Origin of the sequence: Umezawaea sp. NPDC059074, from assembly GCF_042738955.1 — a bacterium.
GTDB lineage: Bacteria > Actinomycetota > Actinomycetes > Mycobacteriales > Pseudonocardiaceae > Umezawaea.
The window spans coordinates 72908-86934 of the sequence record NZ_JBHYHC010000018.1 but is presented as its reverse complement, the minus strand read 5'-3'; the positions used below and the strand labels follow the sequence as shown (position 1 = coordinate 86934).

Annotated in this window: 11 protein-coding genes; 5 read left to right on the top strand and 6 right to left on the bottom strand. The window is 71.8% G+C overall.

The features are described from left to right. Window positions 1-78: 78 nt before the first annotated feature. Both ACFWW9_RS11340 and ACFWW9_RS11335 read right to left on the bottom strand, forming a co-directional pair. Entirely contained in the window at window positions 79-1281 is a 1203-nt protein-coding gene (locus tag ACFWW9_RS11340) for an MFS transporter (protein WP_390374646.1), read from the bottom strand. 150 nt (window positions 1282-1431) lie between these two features. Next, the gene (locus ACFWW9_RS11335) at window positions 1432-3648 is read right to left on the bottom strand and encodes an RICIN domain-containing protein (protein ID WP_390374644.1); all 2217 of its coding nucleotides are present in this window, start codon (window positions 3646-3648) and stop codon (window positions 1432-1434) included. Window positions 3649-4074: 426 nt separating this feature from the next. On the opposite strand from ACFWW9_RS11335, the gene ACFWW9_RS11330 reads away from it, so the two are divergent. Beyond that, window positions 4075-4758, top strand: a complete 684-nt coding sequence (locus ACFWW9_RS11330; protein WP_390374642.1) for a hypothetical protein — start codon at window positions 4075-4077, stop codon at window positions 4756-4758. A gap of 266 nt (window positions 4759-5024) precedes the next feature. Beyond that, window positions 5025-5459 carry a hypothetical protein gene (locus tag ACFWW9_RS11325; protein WP_390374640.1) on the top strand — a complete coding sequence of 145 codons (435 nt, stop codon included), beginning with the start codon at window positions 5025-5027 and terminating at the stop codon, window positions 5457-5459. A gap of 70 nt (window positions 5460-5529) precedes the next feature. Here the strand turns inward: ACFWW9_RS11325 and ACFWW9_RS11320 are convergent, their stop codons facing one another. Together ACFWW9_RS11320 and ACFWW9_RS11315 are read right to left on the bottom strand one after the other, a co-directional pair. After that, window positions 5530-6564, bottom strand: a complete 1035-nt coding sequence (locus ACFWW9_RS11320; RefSeq protein WP_390374638.1) for an MsnO8 family LLM class oxidoreductase — start codon at window positions 6562-6564, stop codon at window positions 5530-5532. A 90-nt stretch (window positions 6565-6654) separates the two neighbouring features. Beyond that, window positions 6655-9012, bottom strand: coding sequence for a glycoside hydrolase N-terminal domain-containing protein (locus ACFWW9_RS11315; protein WP_390374636.1), 2358 nt, complete (start codon window positions 9010-9012; stop codon window positions 6655-6657). Between the two features lie 261 nt (window positions 9013-9273). On the opposite strand from ACFWW9_RS11315, the gene ACFWW9_RS11310 reads away from it, so the two are divergent. Beyond that, complete coding sequence (locus ACFWW9_RS11310; RefSeq protein ID WP_390374634.1) at window positions 9274-9999, top strand: dienelactone hydrolase family protein; 726 nt, start codon at window positions 9274-9276, stop codon at window positions 9997-9999. 85 nt (window positions 10000-10084) lie between these two features. Continuing rightward, a complete protein-coding gene (locus tag ACFWW9_RS11305) occupies window positions 10085-11065 on the top strand; it encodes a P1 family peptidase (RefSeq protein ID WP_390374632.1) in 981 nt (326 codons plus the stop codon). An 84-nt stretch (window positions 11066-11149) separates the two neighbouring features. Here the strand turns inward: ACFWW9_RS11305 and ACFWW9_RS11300 are convergent, their stop codons facing one another. Next, window positions 11150-12481, bottom strand: a complete 1332-nt coding sequence (locus ACFWW9_RS11300) for a carotenoid oxygenase family protein (protein WP_390374630.1) — start codon at window positions 12479-12481, stop codon at window positions 11150-11152. 98 nt (window positions 12482-12579) lie between these two features. Then, window positions 12580-13365, bottom strand: coding sequence for a DUF6597 domain-containing transcriptional factor (locus ACFWW9_RS11295; protein WP_390374628.1), 786 nt, complete (start codon window positions 13363-13365; stop codon window positions 12580-12582). Between the two features lie 95 nt (window positions 13366-13460). Between ACFWW9_RS11295 and ACFWW9_RS11290 the strand changes: the two genes are divergently transcribed. Next, window positions 13461-14021: a TIGR03086 family metal-binding protein gene (locus ACFWW9_RS11290; RefSeq protein ID WP_390374626.1), complete on the top strand. Its 561-nt coding sequence runs from the start codon at window positions 13461-13463 to the stop codon at window positions 14019-14021. Window positions 14022-14027 lie beyond the last annotated feature (6 nt).

The following is a 14027-nucleotide window of genomic DNA, read 5'->3' as shown; positions in this document are numbered from 1 at the left end:
CCTCCCTTGGTCACCACGTCGAACGAACGGCGTCGGGGCCCGATTCCACCGTCCACGGACTGGGACACTGACTTCGGTCTACACTGAAGTCACTGAGTGGACGCGCACCGCGGCGGCCAGCGCGGCCACCGTCAGCACCCCCATCACGACCGCCGCGCCGGGGTATCCCGCGAACCCCAACCCGAGCCCGCCCAGCGCGGACCCGACGAACACCCCGAGGCTCATCCCCGCCGCGCTGATCCCGAGCGCCGCCCCGCGCAGCTCCCCGCACCGCCGCACCAGCAGCGTCGTCACACACGCCGCCACGGTCGCGTGGCTCGCGGCCAGCACCACCGTCAACGCCAGCGCCACCGGCAGCACGGGCGCGAAGTAGAACCCGACCACCGCCCCCAGCGCGACCACCAGCCCGCCGACCAGCACGCGTTCCGGCCGGATCCACGACCCCGCGGCGTTGGCGACCCGCCCCGCCAGCAGGTTGCCGACGAAGTACGAGCCCCCGCTCAGCGTCCACACCAGCGCGAAAACGCCGGGGGACAAGGAGAAGCGCTCGTCGTAGTACGCGGCGAGGTAGGACAGGTACCCCATGAACGCCCCGGTCCGCAGCAGCGCCACCGCCAGCAGCGGCACGGCTCCCGCCACGGAACCCAAGGCGCGCAACGTCTCCAGGTAGCCGATCCGCGGCCGGACCACGACCACCGGCCGCCGCCGGAGGAAAAACACGGCCGCGAGCGCGAACGAGATCACCGCCACCGCCAGCAGGTTCCCCTGCCAGCCCCACAGCAGCGCGGGCACCGCGATCAGCGGCGCGGCGAGCATGGCGGTCAACGACTGCGTGGCGGTCACCAGCGTGGCCGCGCGCCCGGCGGCGGGGCCGTCGCCGAACCGGTCGGCCGCCATCGCGGCCATCGCCGGGGACAGCACGGACGTGCCCGCGCCGACGAGCACCGCGAACGCCACCAGCGCGAGGAAGTGGCCCGTGGCCCCGAGCACCGACGACACCCCGAGCAACGCCAGCCCGGCCGCGGCCAGGTGCTGCTTGGGCAGCCGGTCGAGCAGCGGCGCCATCGCCGCGCCCACGGCGAGCGCGGCCAGCCCGCCGAGGCCGCGCAGGCTGCCCAGCGCCGCGACGCCGCTGCCCGCCTCCTCCGCGATCGGCACCAGGAACGTGCTGAACACCGTGAACGGCAGCAGCCCCACGGCCGCGGCGAGCAGGACCGGCCCCAGCGTTCGGGCCATCCGCAGGTCGCCGGGCACGGGCGGGAGCGTCATCACTTCGGTCATGTCGTCCTCGGAGCGCTGGAGGGGAACCGGTCCCGAACGTACCTCCGGGGTCCGGCGATCCCGGCCGACGACCGTTGCCAGGGGTTTCCTGTTACCGGAAACCTAAATGCGCGGGCGGGGAGCCCGGCGGCCGCTTTTCGGACAGGGGAACTACGGGAAGCTCACCAGGTTGCCGGGCTGGGTGTTGTTGGGGCCGACAGTCGGCCCCGTGCTGTTGACGACGTTGCGGATCGTGCCCTGGCCACCGCCGAGCGAGAAGGTGACCATGTTGTGGAACCGGACGTTCGCGTTGACCGGCGTCTCGATGGCGTGGGCGTTCACCACGCCGGGGTTGACGTTGAAGAACACGTAGCTGCCGAAACCCCAGACCTCGTGGCTGGTGACGGAGTTCGCCACCTTGTACGCGGCCCAGCCCTGCGTCGAGCCGTTCATGTACGCCGCCTGGTTCGGCGGGTCGTACGGCATCTCGTTCTGGTAGAAGTACGTCTTGCCGCCCTGACCGTTCCAGATGGTCTGGTACTTCTGGTAGTGCTCGACGAAGAGGCCGTACATCGTCACGTTGTCGCCGTTGACGATCAGACCGGTGTCCGAGGTGTTGGAGTTCCACCCGACGCCGTCACCGTGGTCCGCGCGCCAGATCCACATGTGGTCGCCGATGACGTTGTCGCTGTTGATGACGAGGTTCGTCGTCGCCCGGCCGACACCCGCGCCGCCGACCCGGAAGAACACGTCGTTCATCGACGTCGGGTTGGCCGAGTGGTTCGCGCTGGAGTTCGCGGGGCCGACCTCCATGAGGACGCTGGAGTTCGTGGGGCCCGCGTCGATCAGGAGGCCAGCGATCTTCACGCCGTCGACGTCCGCGACGGTCATCGCGGTGATCCCGTTGTCCGGGATCAGCGTCGTCAGGCCGAGGCCGAGCACGACGGTGTTCGGGCGGGTGACCCGGATCGTCTCGTTCAGGTGGTAGACGCCCGGTCCGAAGATCAGGTCCTTGCCCGCGGCGAGAGCGGCGTTGATGGCCGTCGCCGTGGTGCCCGGCTTGGCGATGAAGAACTGGCTCAGCGGCAGGTTCTGGCCCGCCGGGGCGCCGTTCGTCCAGCTCGCGCCGGAGGAGTTGTTGCGCACCGCGGGGACGAAGACGTTGTAGTCACCGGCCGCGGTGACGTTCAGGAACGGCTTCTCGCGGACCTGCGGGGTCTGCGCGACCTTCGTGTACGGCGGGTTCGGGAACGTGCCCGCGGGGGCGTTGGTCGCGCCGACGAACACCATGTTCCAGTTGGACCCGGTCCAGCTGCCCATGTCCGTGTTGCGGGTCAGCCACTGCTGCTGCGAGCCGGAGCGGACCTGGCCGTCGATCTTGCTGTCGGCCAGCAGGCCGCCGCTGGACCAGCCGCCGTCGTCGAGCGCGAGGTTGCCGCGCAGGTGCATGCGCCGGTAGGGCGCGGCCTGGGACACGGCCCAGCGGTCGTTGCCGCCGGTCGGGGTGACCGACAGGTTCTCGGCCGACCGCCAGAAGTTTTGCGTCGCGTTGCCGTCGAACCAGTCGGCCTCGGCGTGCACGGAGCCGTTGATGTTCACGTCGTCCGGCGACAGGCCGAGCCCGAGCACCTGGGTGTAGAAGCCGACGTTCACGTTCGCGTTGTACGTGCCCGGCTTGAAGATGAGCGCGTAGCGCTGCTGGCCGAACTGGTTGCGCTCCTGCTGCGCGAAGACCTGGTTGACCCTGTTCTGGATCGTCGCCGCCGACATGGACGGGTCGAAGAAGATCGCGTTGGGGCCGAAGTCCGGCGTACCGGGCACGGGGGTGGTACCTCCTGCGGGAACGAGGTTGAACGACTGAGCGCTCGACCCGTTGCAGGTGTACTGCTGGAGCTGCACGCTGTCCGCGGTGGACGCGCTGGGCACGTCGAGGCACTTGCCGCTCAGCCTGCTGACGAAGCGGTACGAGCCACCAGCCTGCTCGACCGCCTGCCACTGCTGGTTGTTGCCACCACCATAGGTCCACAGGTGGATGAGTCCACCGTCGGCCGTGGACACGTTGGCCACGTCCAGCACCTGCGCCGCGTTGTCGTGGGCGTTGATCCGGCTGAAGCCGCCGCTGGTGGCCTGGAACTGCCACTGCTGGGCGGTGCTGGAGTTGCAGGTGTACTGCTGGACGGCGGTGCCGTTCGCGGTGGCGGCGGCGCGCGCGTCGACGCACTTGCCGCTGGCCTGGCTCTGGACCGTGTACCAGACCGCCGGGTCGACCGCCGCGCTCGCGGCGGGGGCGGCGGCGAGCGCCGTGGTGATGCCCGCGACGACCGCGAGCACCGCGGCCAGGGCTGTTCGTCGACCTCGTGGTACGCCGAACCTGGGGCGTGGAAGCACTGGGAAACCCTCCTCGGCCGCGCTGCGCGGCGTCGTCACCCAACGCGCGCGGACGCGATCGGGCCGCTCCGCGCAGAGGACGCAGGGGCCGATGGCAGGGGTGGCGCGCGCCGGAGTTCCGTCGAACAATGATGGCAGGGTGGAACAGCGGGCGGATTGTTCGCTGGGGACGTCGGGGCGCTGTCCGGCGATAGCCGCGCGACCCCTCAAAGGCGGAAACTAGTGAATCGCTCCGGCCACGGGTTTCCGCCGATGTCGATGTCGTGCATCGACGTCAGTTCTGCTCACCGGGGCTCCCTTCCGCGTGGTTCAGGACGTTATGGCTGTTACAGCCAGGTGTCAATACATCACTTAAACTAAGTCATGAACGATGTACCGGGACTCCACCGGGCGAGTGACCGGAAAACCGGTCCATAGGATGCCCCCGTGCCCACACTCGCGTTCGAGACCGTGTTCCGCGGCGACCCTCCCCCGCGCGACGGCGCCTATCTGCTCGACCAGCCGATCGGTTTCGTGAAGGGCCACTGGCTCGGCCACCTGCCCGACCGGGCGTACTGGCCGGAGGAGCTGGACGACCGCACGACCGTGGACCGGCGGGTCCTGTTCGCCATCGGCGCCCGCGCGGACGACGAGCTGGGAGCGGTCCACACGCTGGTCGCGGCGCAGGTCTGGGCCGTGGGCACCAAGTGGCGCAACGCGGCAAAGCTCGGCTCGGTGTTCGACGCGAACCCCGGCCTGGTCGGCGCGAACCTCGCCCACGGCGTCCGCACGGCCCGCGCCGAAGGCGCCGTGGCCGGGTACTCGACCCTCGCCAAGCGCGGCGACCACGCCCTCGCCCGGCTCGGCGCCGCCGACGTCGGCCGGGTGCTGCACTTCGGCGCGTACGACCCGGCCACCGGCGGCCCGCTGATCCTGGACCAGCACGTCACGGTGGGCGTGAACGCCCTGCGCGGCAGCGACTGGAAGCCGGACGGGCCGTGGTCGAGCGAGCAGTACGGGGACTACCTCGGCTACGCCGCCGAGTGGGCGGAGCGCTGGGCGCCCGGCACGGCGACCGACCTCGTGGAACGCACGCTGGCGGCGGCGGGCCAGGCGCTCGGGCGCGCCTGACCGCGTTCCGGTCCACCGCGAAACGAGACGTCGACGGCCGGTCCTCCCGGACCGGATCGTGCGGGGCGCATTACGCGGCGGAACTCGGAACGGTTCATCGAGACGGATTATTTCGCCCATTCGGAGCGAGGATTTCCGGTTTCCGTCGAATCGCCGGAACGCGGCTGGAATTCAGGGGTTGCCCATTCGTCCGGCACGCCGGGATAGTCGGGTTCCGAAAGCGCGTCGCGCTTTCCGGAATCACGACGACACCTGCGAGGTAATCCATGCCGATCACGTTCTCCCACCGCGCCGCCTCCGTGGTCGCGGCACTGGCCGCCGCCACCGGCGCCCTCGTCCTGGCCGCTCCCGCCGCGAGCGCCGCGCCGTCCGCGGGCGCCTGCCACACCCAGCTCGCCCGCGCGGGGAACTTCGTGGCGTGGGCGGCGTACGCGGCGGAGTTCGGCGTGGAGCAGGGGCCCTTCCAGCAGCACGACTTCGTCTACGACGACCTGGCGTCGGCCCGAGCCCTGCTGAACGGCCCGGACTGCGCGGGCATCACGGTCGCCCAGGCGGACGTCGCGGTGGTGCTCGTCAAGCTCGACGAGGGCGAGTCGGCGCTGCGCGCGGACGACTGGGCCGGGTCGGCGGACGCGCTGGGCGTGGCCGACGACACGCTCCAGGCGGCGTCGTACAAGGTGTGGCGACTGGGCCACCCGTAACCGCTCCGGTAACCGCTTTCCCTTTGCGGCGCGCCCCGCGTCCGCAAAGGGGGAGCGCGCCGAAATTGGACTAGACCTGAGCCCAGGCCTTGGCCAGCAATTCGTACGACCGCACGCGCGCGGCGTGGTCGTGGACAATCGTCGTGACCAGTACCTCGTCCGCTCCGGTGGCGGTCCTGAGGTCGTCCAACCGCCGCGCCACGTCACCGGGAGCCCCGACGAACTGCGTCTCGGTCCGGTCCACGACCTTCGCGCGGGTCTCGTCGGTCCACTCGAACGCGGCCGCCCCCTCGGGCGAGGGGAACGGGACGGCCCCGTCACCCGCCCGGATGCTCAGCACCCACTGGCCGTACGGCGCGGCCAGCTCCACGGCCGTCGCCTCGTCCTCGGCGACCACGACGTCCGCCGACACGACGACGTACGGCGCGGCCAGCCGCTCCGACGGCACGAACGCCGCGCGGTAGGCGTCCACGGCGTCCTGGGCCGTGCGCGGCGAGACGTGGTAGGCGGCGGCGAACGGCAGGCCCAGCTCACCGGCGGTCACGGCGCTCTCCCCCGCGCTCGACCCGAGCACCCACACCTCGAAGTCGGCGCCCTCCACGACGTTCGCGTGGTGCTCGCCGCCGACCAGCCCGAGGATCCGGCCGACCTGCTCGGCGTACGGCGGCTCGACCGCGCCCTCGCGCACGCCGAGCAGCCCCTGCTGGATCCGGTAGCGGGCGATGAACTCGGGCGCGGAGAACACCGGGTGCTTGACCAGGTCGCTCTCCTTGATGCCCGCCGACCGGCCGAGCCCGAGGTCGATCCGGCCGGGGTGCAGGTTCGCCAGCAGGCCGAACTGCTCCGCCACGACCAGCGGCGGGTAGTAGCCGAGCAGCACCGCGCCCGAGCCGACCCGGATGTCCTCGGTGGCCGCGGCGACGGCGGCGATGAGCACGGCGGGCGACGTCGAGGCGACACCGGGCGTGAGGTGGTGCTCGGCCAGCCAGTACCGGCGGTAGCCGAGCCGTTCGGCGTGCCGGGCGAGGTCGAGCGTGTTGCGCAGGGCGTCCGCGGCCCGTTGCCCCGACACGACGGGCGCGAGGTCCAGAACTGACAGCGTCATCGGCGGTGTGCCCCCACTTCCCCAGGTCCTCCCCGAAGCCTAGGGAGCGCCGGGACCCCCGTCCGGGATGTGGGACGGGGGCCGTGCTGATCAGGGCGAGAAGGTCGTGGACCCACCGCGCTTCAGGGTGACGGCTCGGCTCCACCCGGCGGCTTTCACGACGGTCGACGTGCCGCCGACGCTGCGCACGGTCACCGACGTGACCCTCCCGGCCCGCCAGGCGAAGTCGACCTCGAAGCCGCCGCGCGCGCCGACGCCGGTGATCCGGCCGTCCGCCCACGCGGACGGCAGCGCGGGCAGCAGCTCGACCACGCCGGGGCGCGAGTGGAGCAGCATCTCGATCATCGCCGAGGGCGTGCCGAAGTTGGCGTCGATCTGGAAGATCGTCCGGTCGCCGAAGCTGTACATGTCGAAGAGGTTGGCCGCGCTGCCGTTGCCGAAGTCCACCGACGGCCGCAGCACGGTGAGGACCAGGCGGTAGGCGTTCTCCCCCTCCTTGAGCCGCGCCCAGCACAGCGCGCGCCACGCGCAGGCCCAGCCGAAGCTGTCGAAACCCCGTGCCACCAACAGGTTCCGCACGCCGGTGAGCAGCTCCGGGGTCACGGTGTCCGGGCGCACCCGGTCGCCGGGGAACAGGCCGATCAACGGCGAGAGGTGCCGGTGCGTGGTCTCGCCGAGGTTGTCCGGCGTCATCCACTCCTGCAACCAGCCCGTCTTCGGGCTGACCTCGGGCAGGTAGAGCTTGAGCTGGAGGTCCCCGACGGTCTTCCAGTAGCCGCGGTCGACGTCGAGCAGCAGGCACGCCTGCCGGTAGTGCTCGAACAGGTCCCACACGAGTTCCTGCGCGTAGGTGGTGCCCAGCGCGTCGGTCGGCCCGTGCTCCGGCGACCAGTCGTGGTCGTTGACCAGCACCCGGCGCTCGACCCCGGAGGCGTCGGTGACGGTGGTCCACACCAGGCGCGCCTCCCAGAACTCGCACGCGCCCTTGAGCAGCGGGTAGATCTTGCGCAGGTACGCGAGGTCCTTGCCGTACTCGTAGTGCTCCCACAGCGAGTTGCACAGCCACGCGTTGCTCGCCGGGTGCCACCACCACCCGCTGCCGCCGTAGAGGTTCGTGGAGTACGCGGTCGTCCAGCCCGCCACGTGGCCGGAGCGGTTGCGGAACCCGTTGCGCTCGTCGTTGAACAGCCGCCGGGTCTGCGTGGTCCACGACGAGAGCTGCGAGACGCAGTAGTCGGCGAACGCGTCGAAGCACGACGGCAAGCCCGCGCGGTCGGCGAGCCAGTAGTTCATCTGGACGTTGATGTCGGTGTGGTAGTCGCTGAACCAGTCCGGGGTGTTGTCGCTCAGCCACAGGCCCTGGAGGTTCAGCGGGGCGCTGCCGCGGGAGCCGCTGATCATCAGGTAGCGCCCGTACTGGAGGTAGGACGCCTCCAGCTCCGGGTCCGGCGCGGAGCCCTCCGCGGCGCGCGCGCCGAGCCGCGTCCAGGTGTCCATGGCCTTCTGCGCGGGTGTCGACGTGCCGAGGCTGACGGTCATCCGGTCGTAGAGCTTCCGGTAGTCGGCGACGTGCGTGGCGAGCAGCGCGTCACCGGTCTCGCGGGCCGCGGCGCGCGCCTTGTCGCGGGCGATGGCCAGCGGGTCGGCCTTCGGGTTCTTGAACGCCGTGGCCGGGTCGCGGGTGTAGTTCGTGCCGCCGCTGACGACGATGACGACCTCGGCGCAGCCGGTGAAGACCACCTGGTCGCCGGTGACGGCCACCCTGCCGGTGCGGCTGGCGGCGGTCACCGTGGCCGCGTACTTGAGGCCGTTGCCGAAGGAGGCGGTGAACGACCCGTTCCGAGTGGTCTCGCCGTGCGTGCCGGCGATCGAGACCGTCCCGGTGTGCGTGCCGGTGCCGCGGCGGCTGAGCCGGATCACCACGACGTCGTCGGGGTGGCTGGAGTACACCTCACGCCGGTAGGTCGTGCCCTGGTGGTCGTAGGTCGTGGTGACGAGGCCGTTGCTCAGGTCCAGTTCCCGCCGGTAGCCGGTCACGCCCGTGTGCGACGGCAGCGCGAGGAACACCTTGGCCAGCAAGGAGAACGTCCCGAAGCGCGCCTCGTCGTACGGGAACTGGCCGTCGTCCTGGAGCGCGTCGTTGAGGCCGCCGGTCCACAGGGTGGCGTCGGTCAGGTAGAGGAAGTCGCGGGTGGGGTCGCCGCCGACCAGCGCACCGAGGCGGCCGTTGCCGATCGGCAACCCCTGCTCGATGATCTTCGCCTCGACCGCCGGGGCCGGGTAGGTGAACCTCGTCGCCGAGCCGTCCGGGACGAGCGCCGGACTCGCAGGTCGTCCGGTGGCCGCCGCGGTGGCGGTGAACACCGGCAGCGCGCCGAGCGCGGCCGCCGCGCCGAACCTCAGCACGTCGCGGCGGGTCGGTCCGGTGCTGCGTTCGTCTCGCGACATCGTCGGGGTCCCCTTTGACCGGTAACGAGCGGGTGACAGTCGGTAGCCAAAATCGGATATAAGATATGATTCATCGTCGACCGGTGTCAACGAAAACCCGGTGGCGGACGCCAAGGGCCCTTTGCTACCGTTCCGGCGACCGTGCGAGAGATCGAGGAGGTGGTACCCGTGACCGTTGTAGCGACATGGGTGCTCCCCTCAGGGGTCATGGTCGGGCGATAGGTCGTCCGGGAGCACTTCTCACTCCCGAAAGGCACGACCATGCACTTCACGTCCGAACAGCTCCTCGACGACGGCGTCCTCGAACGCCGGTTCACCCTCGGCGAGATCCCCGGCGTCCTGTGGACGTCCGGCTCCGCACCCGCCCCGCTGATCCTGATGGGCCACCCCGGCGGCCTGGACCGGATGCACCCCAGGCTGGCGGCCCGTGCTCGCCAGACCGTCGCGGAGGGGTACGCCGCGGCCACCATCGAACTGCCGGGAGCGGGCGTCCGACCCCGTGTCGCCGCCGCCGACCAGGCCCGCGCCGACCTGCGCCGCGCGGTGGAGGCGGGCGAGCGGGTCAGCGACGACATCGTCGACCGGCTCGTCCTCCCGCTGGTCGACCAGGCGGTCCCGGAGTGGCGGGCCACCCTGGACGCCCTCCAGGAACTGCCCGAGATCGGCGGCCCGGTCGGCTTCTCCGGCGGCGTGATCTCCATCGGCGTCCGGCTGGCGGTGGTCGAACCGCGCATTGTGGCCGCCGCGCTGTTCGCGGGCAGCTACGTGCCCCGCGCCATCATCGAGGAGGCCCGGCAGGTCACCATCCCGTTGCACGTCCTGCTCCAGTGGGACGACGAGGGCAACGACCGGCAGATGGCGCTGGACCTGTTCGACGCCTTCGGGTCCAAGGAGAAGACGCTCAACGCCAACATGGGCGGCCACACCGGTGTCCCCGCGTACGCCGGGGACGCGGCGAACCGGTTCTTCGCCAGGCACCTGGGGTGAGGCCCCGCCGCCACCGGGGCAGGTCCCCGGTGGCGGCGGCCGGACAGGGCACAATCCGCCTGTCGTCAGCCGAGAGGACACCGCCATGACCACCGCGGGCGAGCGCAACGCGATCACCGACGTGCCCGGCGTCCGCGTCGGCAACACCACCCGGATCGGCGGCGGGGCGTTGACCGGCACGACCGCCGTGCTGCTCCCGCCGGACTCGCTGGTGACCGTGGACGTGCGCGGCGGAGCCCCCGCCACGCGGGAGACCGCCGCCCTCGACCCCCGGTACGGCGGCCGCGCGGTACCGGTGATCGTGCTGACCGGCGGGAGTTCCTACGGCTTGGCCGCCGCCGACGGCGTGGGGGCGGAGGTCGTGCCCGCCGCGGCCCTGTTCGACCTCGGCCGCGGCGGCGACTTCGGCCTGCGCCCCACCGCCGCGTTCGGCGCGGAAGCGGTGGCGGCGGCCGACGTGCTGGTCGAGTGCGGCAACGTCGGGGCGGGCGCCGGGGCGCTGAACGCCGACCTCAAGGGCGGCCTCGGCACCGCCAGCGTCGTGCTGCCGGACGGGACGGTGGTCGCCGCGCTCGCCGCGCTGAACGCCGTCGGCCCGTCCGTCGACCACCGGACCGGCCTCCCGCACGGCCTGCCCCTCGGTGCCACGCACCGGATCCACGACGGTGAAACCGTTGCCTGGCAAGAATTCCCGGCCGACGGCGGCGACGACCCGGTCCCACCACCCGCGCTCGACGGCAACCCGCTCAACACGGTCATCGGCGTCATCGCCACCACCGCCCGCCTCTCCCCCGCCGACCTGTACCGCCTGGCGAACGCGGGCCAGGACGGTATGGCCTTGGCGATCCGCCCCGCACACGGCCTGTTCGACGGCGACACCGTGTTCTCGGCGTCCACCGGCAGCACCGAAACGGACCCCGAGACCGTCATCGCCGCGGCAGCCGAGGTGTTCGCGCGAGCCTTGGTGCACGGCCTGCTGTCCGCCGAATCCGTGACCACGGACACCGGCCACCTGGCGGCATACCGCGAGAGGTACCCGAGGACGGGAGCCGGGTACCGGCGCTAGCCGAACAGCGACCTCGGCCGTCCGAGCGGGAAAGCGCTCCGGCGCGGTCCGGTGGCGTGGCACCACCACCGGACCGCCGGACGCTCAACTGGCGGTGGAGACCGCCGTGTCGCCGTGGCGCGGGACGCCCACGCGGGCGAGTTCCTCGAACGTCCTGGCGTCCAGCACGACCATCCCGGCCCGGCCGTCGCGGCCGTCCAGCACCACGGACAGCAGCACGCCGTCGTCCTCGTGGCGGGCGGTGGGCGAGGGCACGAAGACGGGTTCACCGGGGTGCTGGCCGGGCTCGTGCCACACGGTCGTGTCGCCGGACTGGACGTCGATCTTGACCAGGCGGTCGAACACGCTGTCGCCGCGCGGACCCTGGACGCCGACGCCGTAGGCGTACCGGTAGTCGCCGCCGTTGTGCGCGCGGTAGGAGATGCGGGGCAGTTCGAACGCCTCGGCGGCCAGGCGGCGGGTGTGCAGGACGCCGCCGAGCAGGTCGATCTCGTAGCGGGTCGGCAGCGCCAGCGGCAGTTCGCCGCGCCAGCGGGCCGGGCGGGGCGCGTTGACCGGGTCGGCGTTGGGGTAGGAGCAGATGTCCAGCACCACGCGGTGGCCCGCGTCGCGGGCGTTGATGTGGTGGAACGCGAAGAACGCCTCGGTGCGGTGGTCGGCGACGATCCGGCCGTCGGCCTGGTCGATCACGATGAACCGGGTCCCGAGGTCCGGCCGCCAGCGGTGGTTCGCGGTGAACGGCCTGCCGGGCGCGAGCGGGTGGCGCGGGTCGACGACGAACGGGTACTCGACCAGCACGACGAACCGGTCGGTGACCGCGAAGCTGTGCAGGTAACCGGGGTTCTCGGTCGGCACGGCCACCAGGAGTTCACGGGCGCGGCTGCCGGGGCGTCTGCGGTGGACGCGGTACTCGCTGTGCTCGCCGAACCAGAGGACGTAGTCGAGCACGTCGCCGGTGAGCGGCGCGTGGTGCGGGTGCGCGCTCGGCACGGCGGACGCGATGCCGCCGGAAATGCCGACGCCGTCGAGGATTCCGGGCTCGAAGTCGACCGCGATCGGGGTGTCGTGGCGGGCCCACTGGCGGTCGGCGAGCGACAGCACGTTGGCCGCCGCGTTCGGCGCGATGCGGTAGCGCGTGAGGAACCGGGAGAACAGCGAGCGGCACGGGTCGGCGGTGAACTCCGCGAAGTCGACGCGGCCGCGGCCGTGCGCGGGCGGTCCGGTGTCCGGCGAGATCGACCGGTACGCCACGGCGCCGCCGCCGAAACCGAAGCGGTGCACGGAGGTCGGCCCGCCGAGCCAGTTGCGGAACGCGGTGGGCGAGGTCGCGGGACCGGTGCGCAGCAGGGTGCCGGAGAGCCAGTTCGGCACTGCTCCCTCCACCGGGAGGACGGGTGCGGGAACTTCCAGGGTCACCCCGTCTTGGTACCCGCGCATGGAATGACCTACTCCCAGATAGTGGAAACCTTGTTATGGAACACCGTGACGATTGGCTAGTCAAGCAATCCGGCACGTCAGGGTGCGGGATACCGCGCCGCGTAGCGGGTCGGTGACTCTCCGACCATCGCGGTGAAGTCCCGCGTCAGGTGGGCTTGGTCCGCATAGCCCAACTCCGCCGCCAGACCGGCCCAGTCGATCGCCGCGGACCGCGCCATCCGGTCCGTCACCTCGCGCAACCGGTAACGGCGGATCACCCACTTCGGGCCCACCCCAACGTACTCGGCGAACAGCCGTTGCACCGAACGCACGTGCGTATCGAGACGCTGGGCGAGGTCCGCGACCCTGGTGATCCCCGGTTCCGCCGCCACCAACGCGACGACGCCTGCGACGTGCTCGGCGGTCGGATCCGGTGGCGGACAGGCGGAACGCAGGAACTCCTCGGCGATCCGCGCCTGCTCCCGCTCGTCGACGGCGTCAGCCATCGCGCGGACGGGCACGTCCGGGAACAGCTCCACCGCGGGCACGACCCTCCCGGTGATCGTCGACACCGACCGCCCGAGCAGCGGCCGGAAGCAGCCGGGCCGGAACGCCACCCCGAACACGCGTCCCTTGCCCGCCAACACCTTGTACCCGGACCGGCGGCCAACGCCGTGGACCTCGGCGGCGCCGTTCGGGAAGGACAGCTGGACCGTCGGGTTCGGCACGATCAGCTGGCGGTAGGGCGGCTGGTCGCCCAGATCCCAGGCCACCGCCCAGAAGTGGTCGACGAACGGCGCGAGGTCGGCGGCGGGCTCGGGGAACGAGTGGGCCTGGAAGTTCGCCCACGCACCGCCGATCTCCCGGACGTCCCGTTCCGCCACCCGGCCCACCCTACTGTCGCGTTCGTCCAAGACAGCGGCGGCACGCGCTCCTACCGTGACGGCGCGACGACAACACGATCCGAGGAGCACGGCACATGGCACGGGGTTCGTTGATCACCAGCACCGCGGCGACCACGATCGAGGTCGTGCGCGCCGTCGACCGGCTGGACGCGGCGACGCCGTGCGCCGAGTTCGACGTGCGCGCGCTGGCGGAGCACCTGCTCACGTGGGGGCCGTCGCTGGCGGGCGCGGGGCGCAAGGAGTCGGTGCCGCCGCGCGAGGGCGTGCGCGTCGGCGACGACTGGGCGGACGAGGTGGAGGCGCAGGTGCGGGAGGTGGCCGAGGCGTGGAGCGACGAGGCCGCGTGGTCGGGCACGACGCACATGGGCGGGCCGACGGAGATGCCCGCGGACCTGGTCGGCGGGATGGTGCTGGTGGAGCTGCTGGTGCACGGGTGGGACCTCGGCCGGGCGAGCGGGCAGCGGCCGGAGTGGGACGACGACGTCCTGGAGTTCGCCCTCGACGAGGTGGCGAAGACCGCGGACCAGGGCCGCGCCATGGGGGTGTACGGCGCGGAGGTCGTCGTGCCCGACGGGGCGTCCACGGTGGACCGGGTGCTCGGGTTGACCGGTCGCGATCCGGGGTGGAGGCCGTGACAGCGG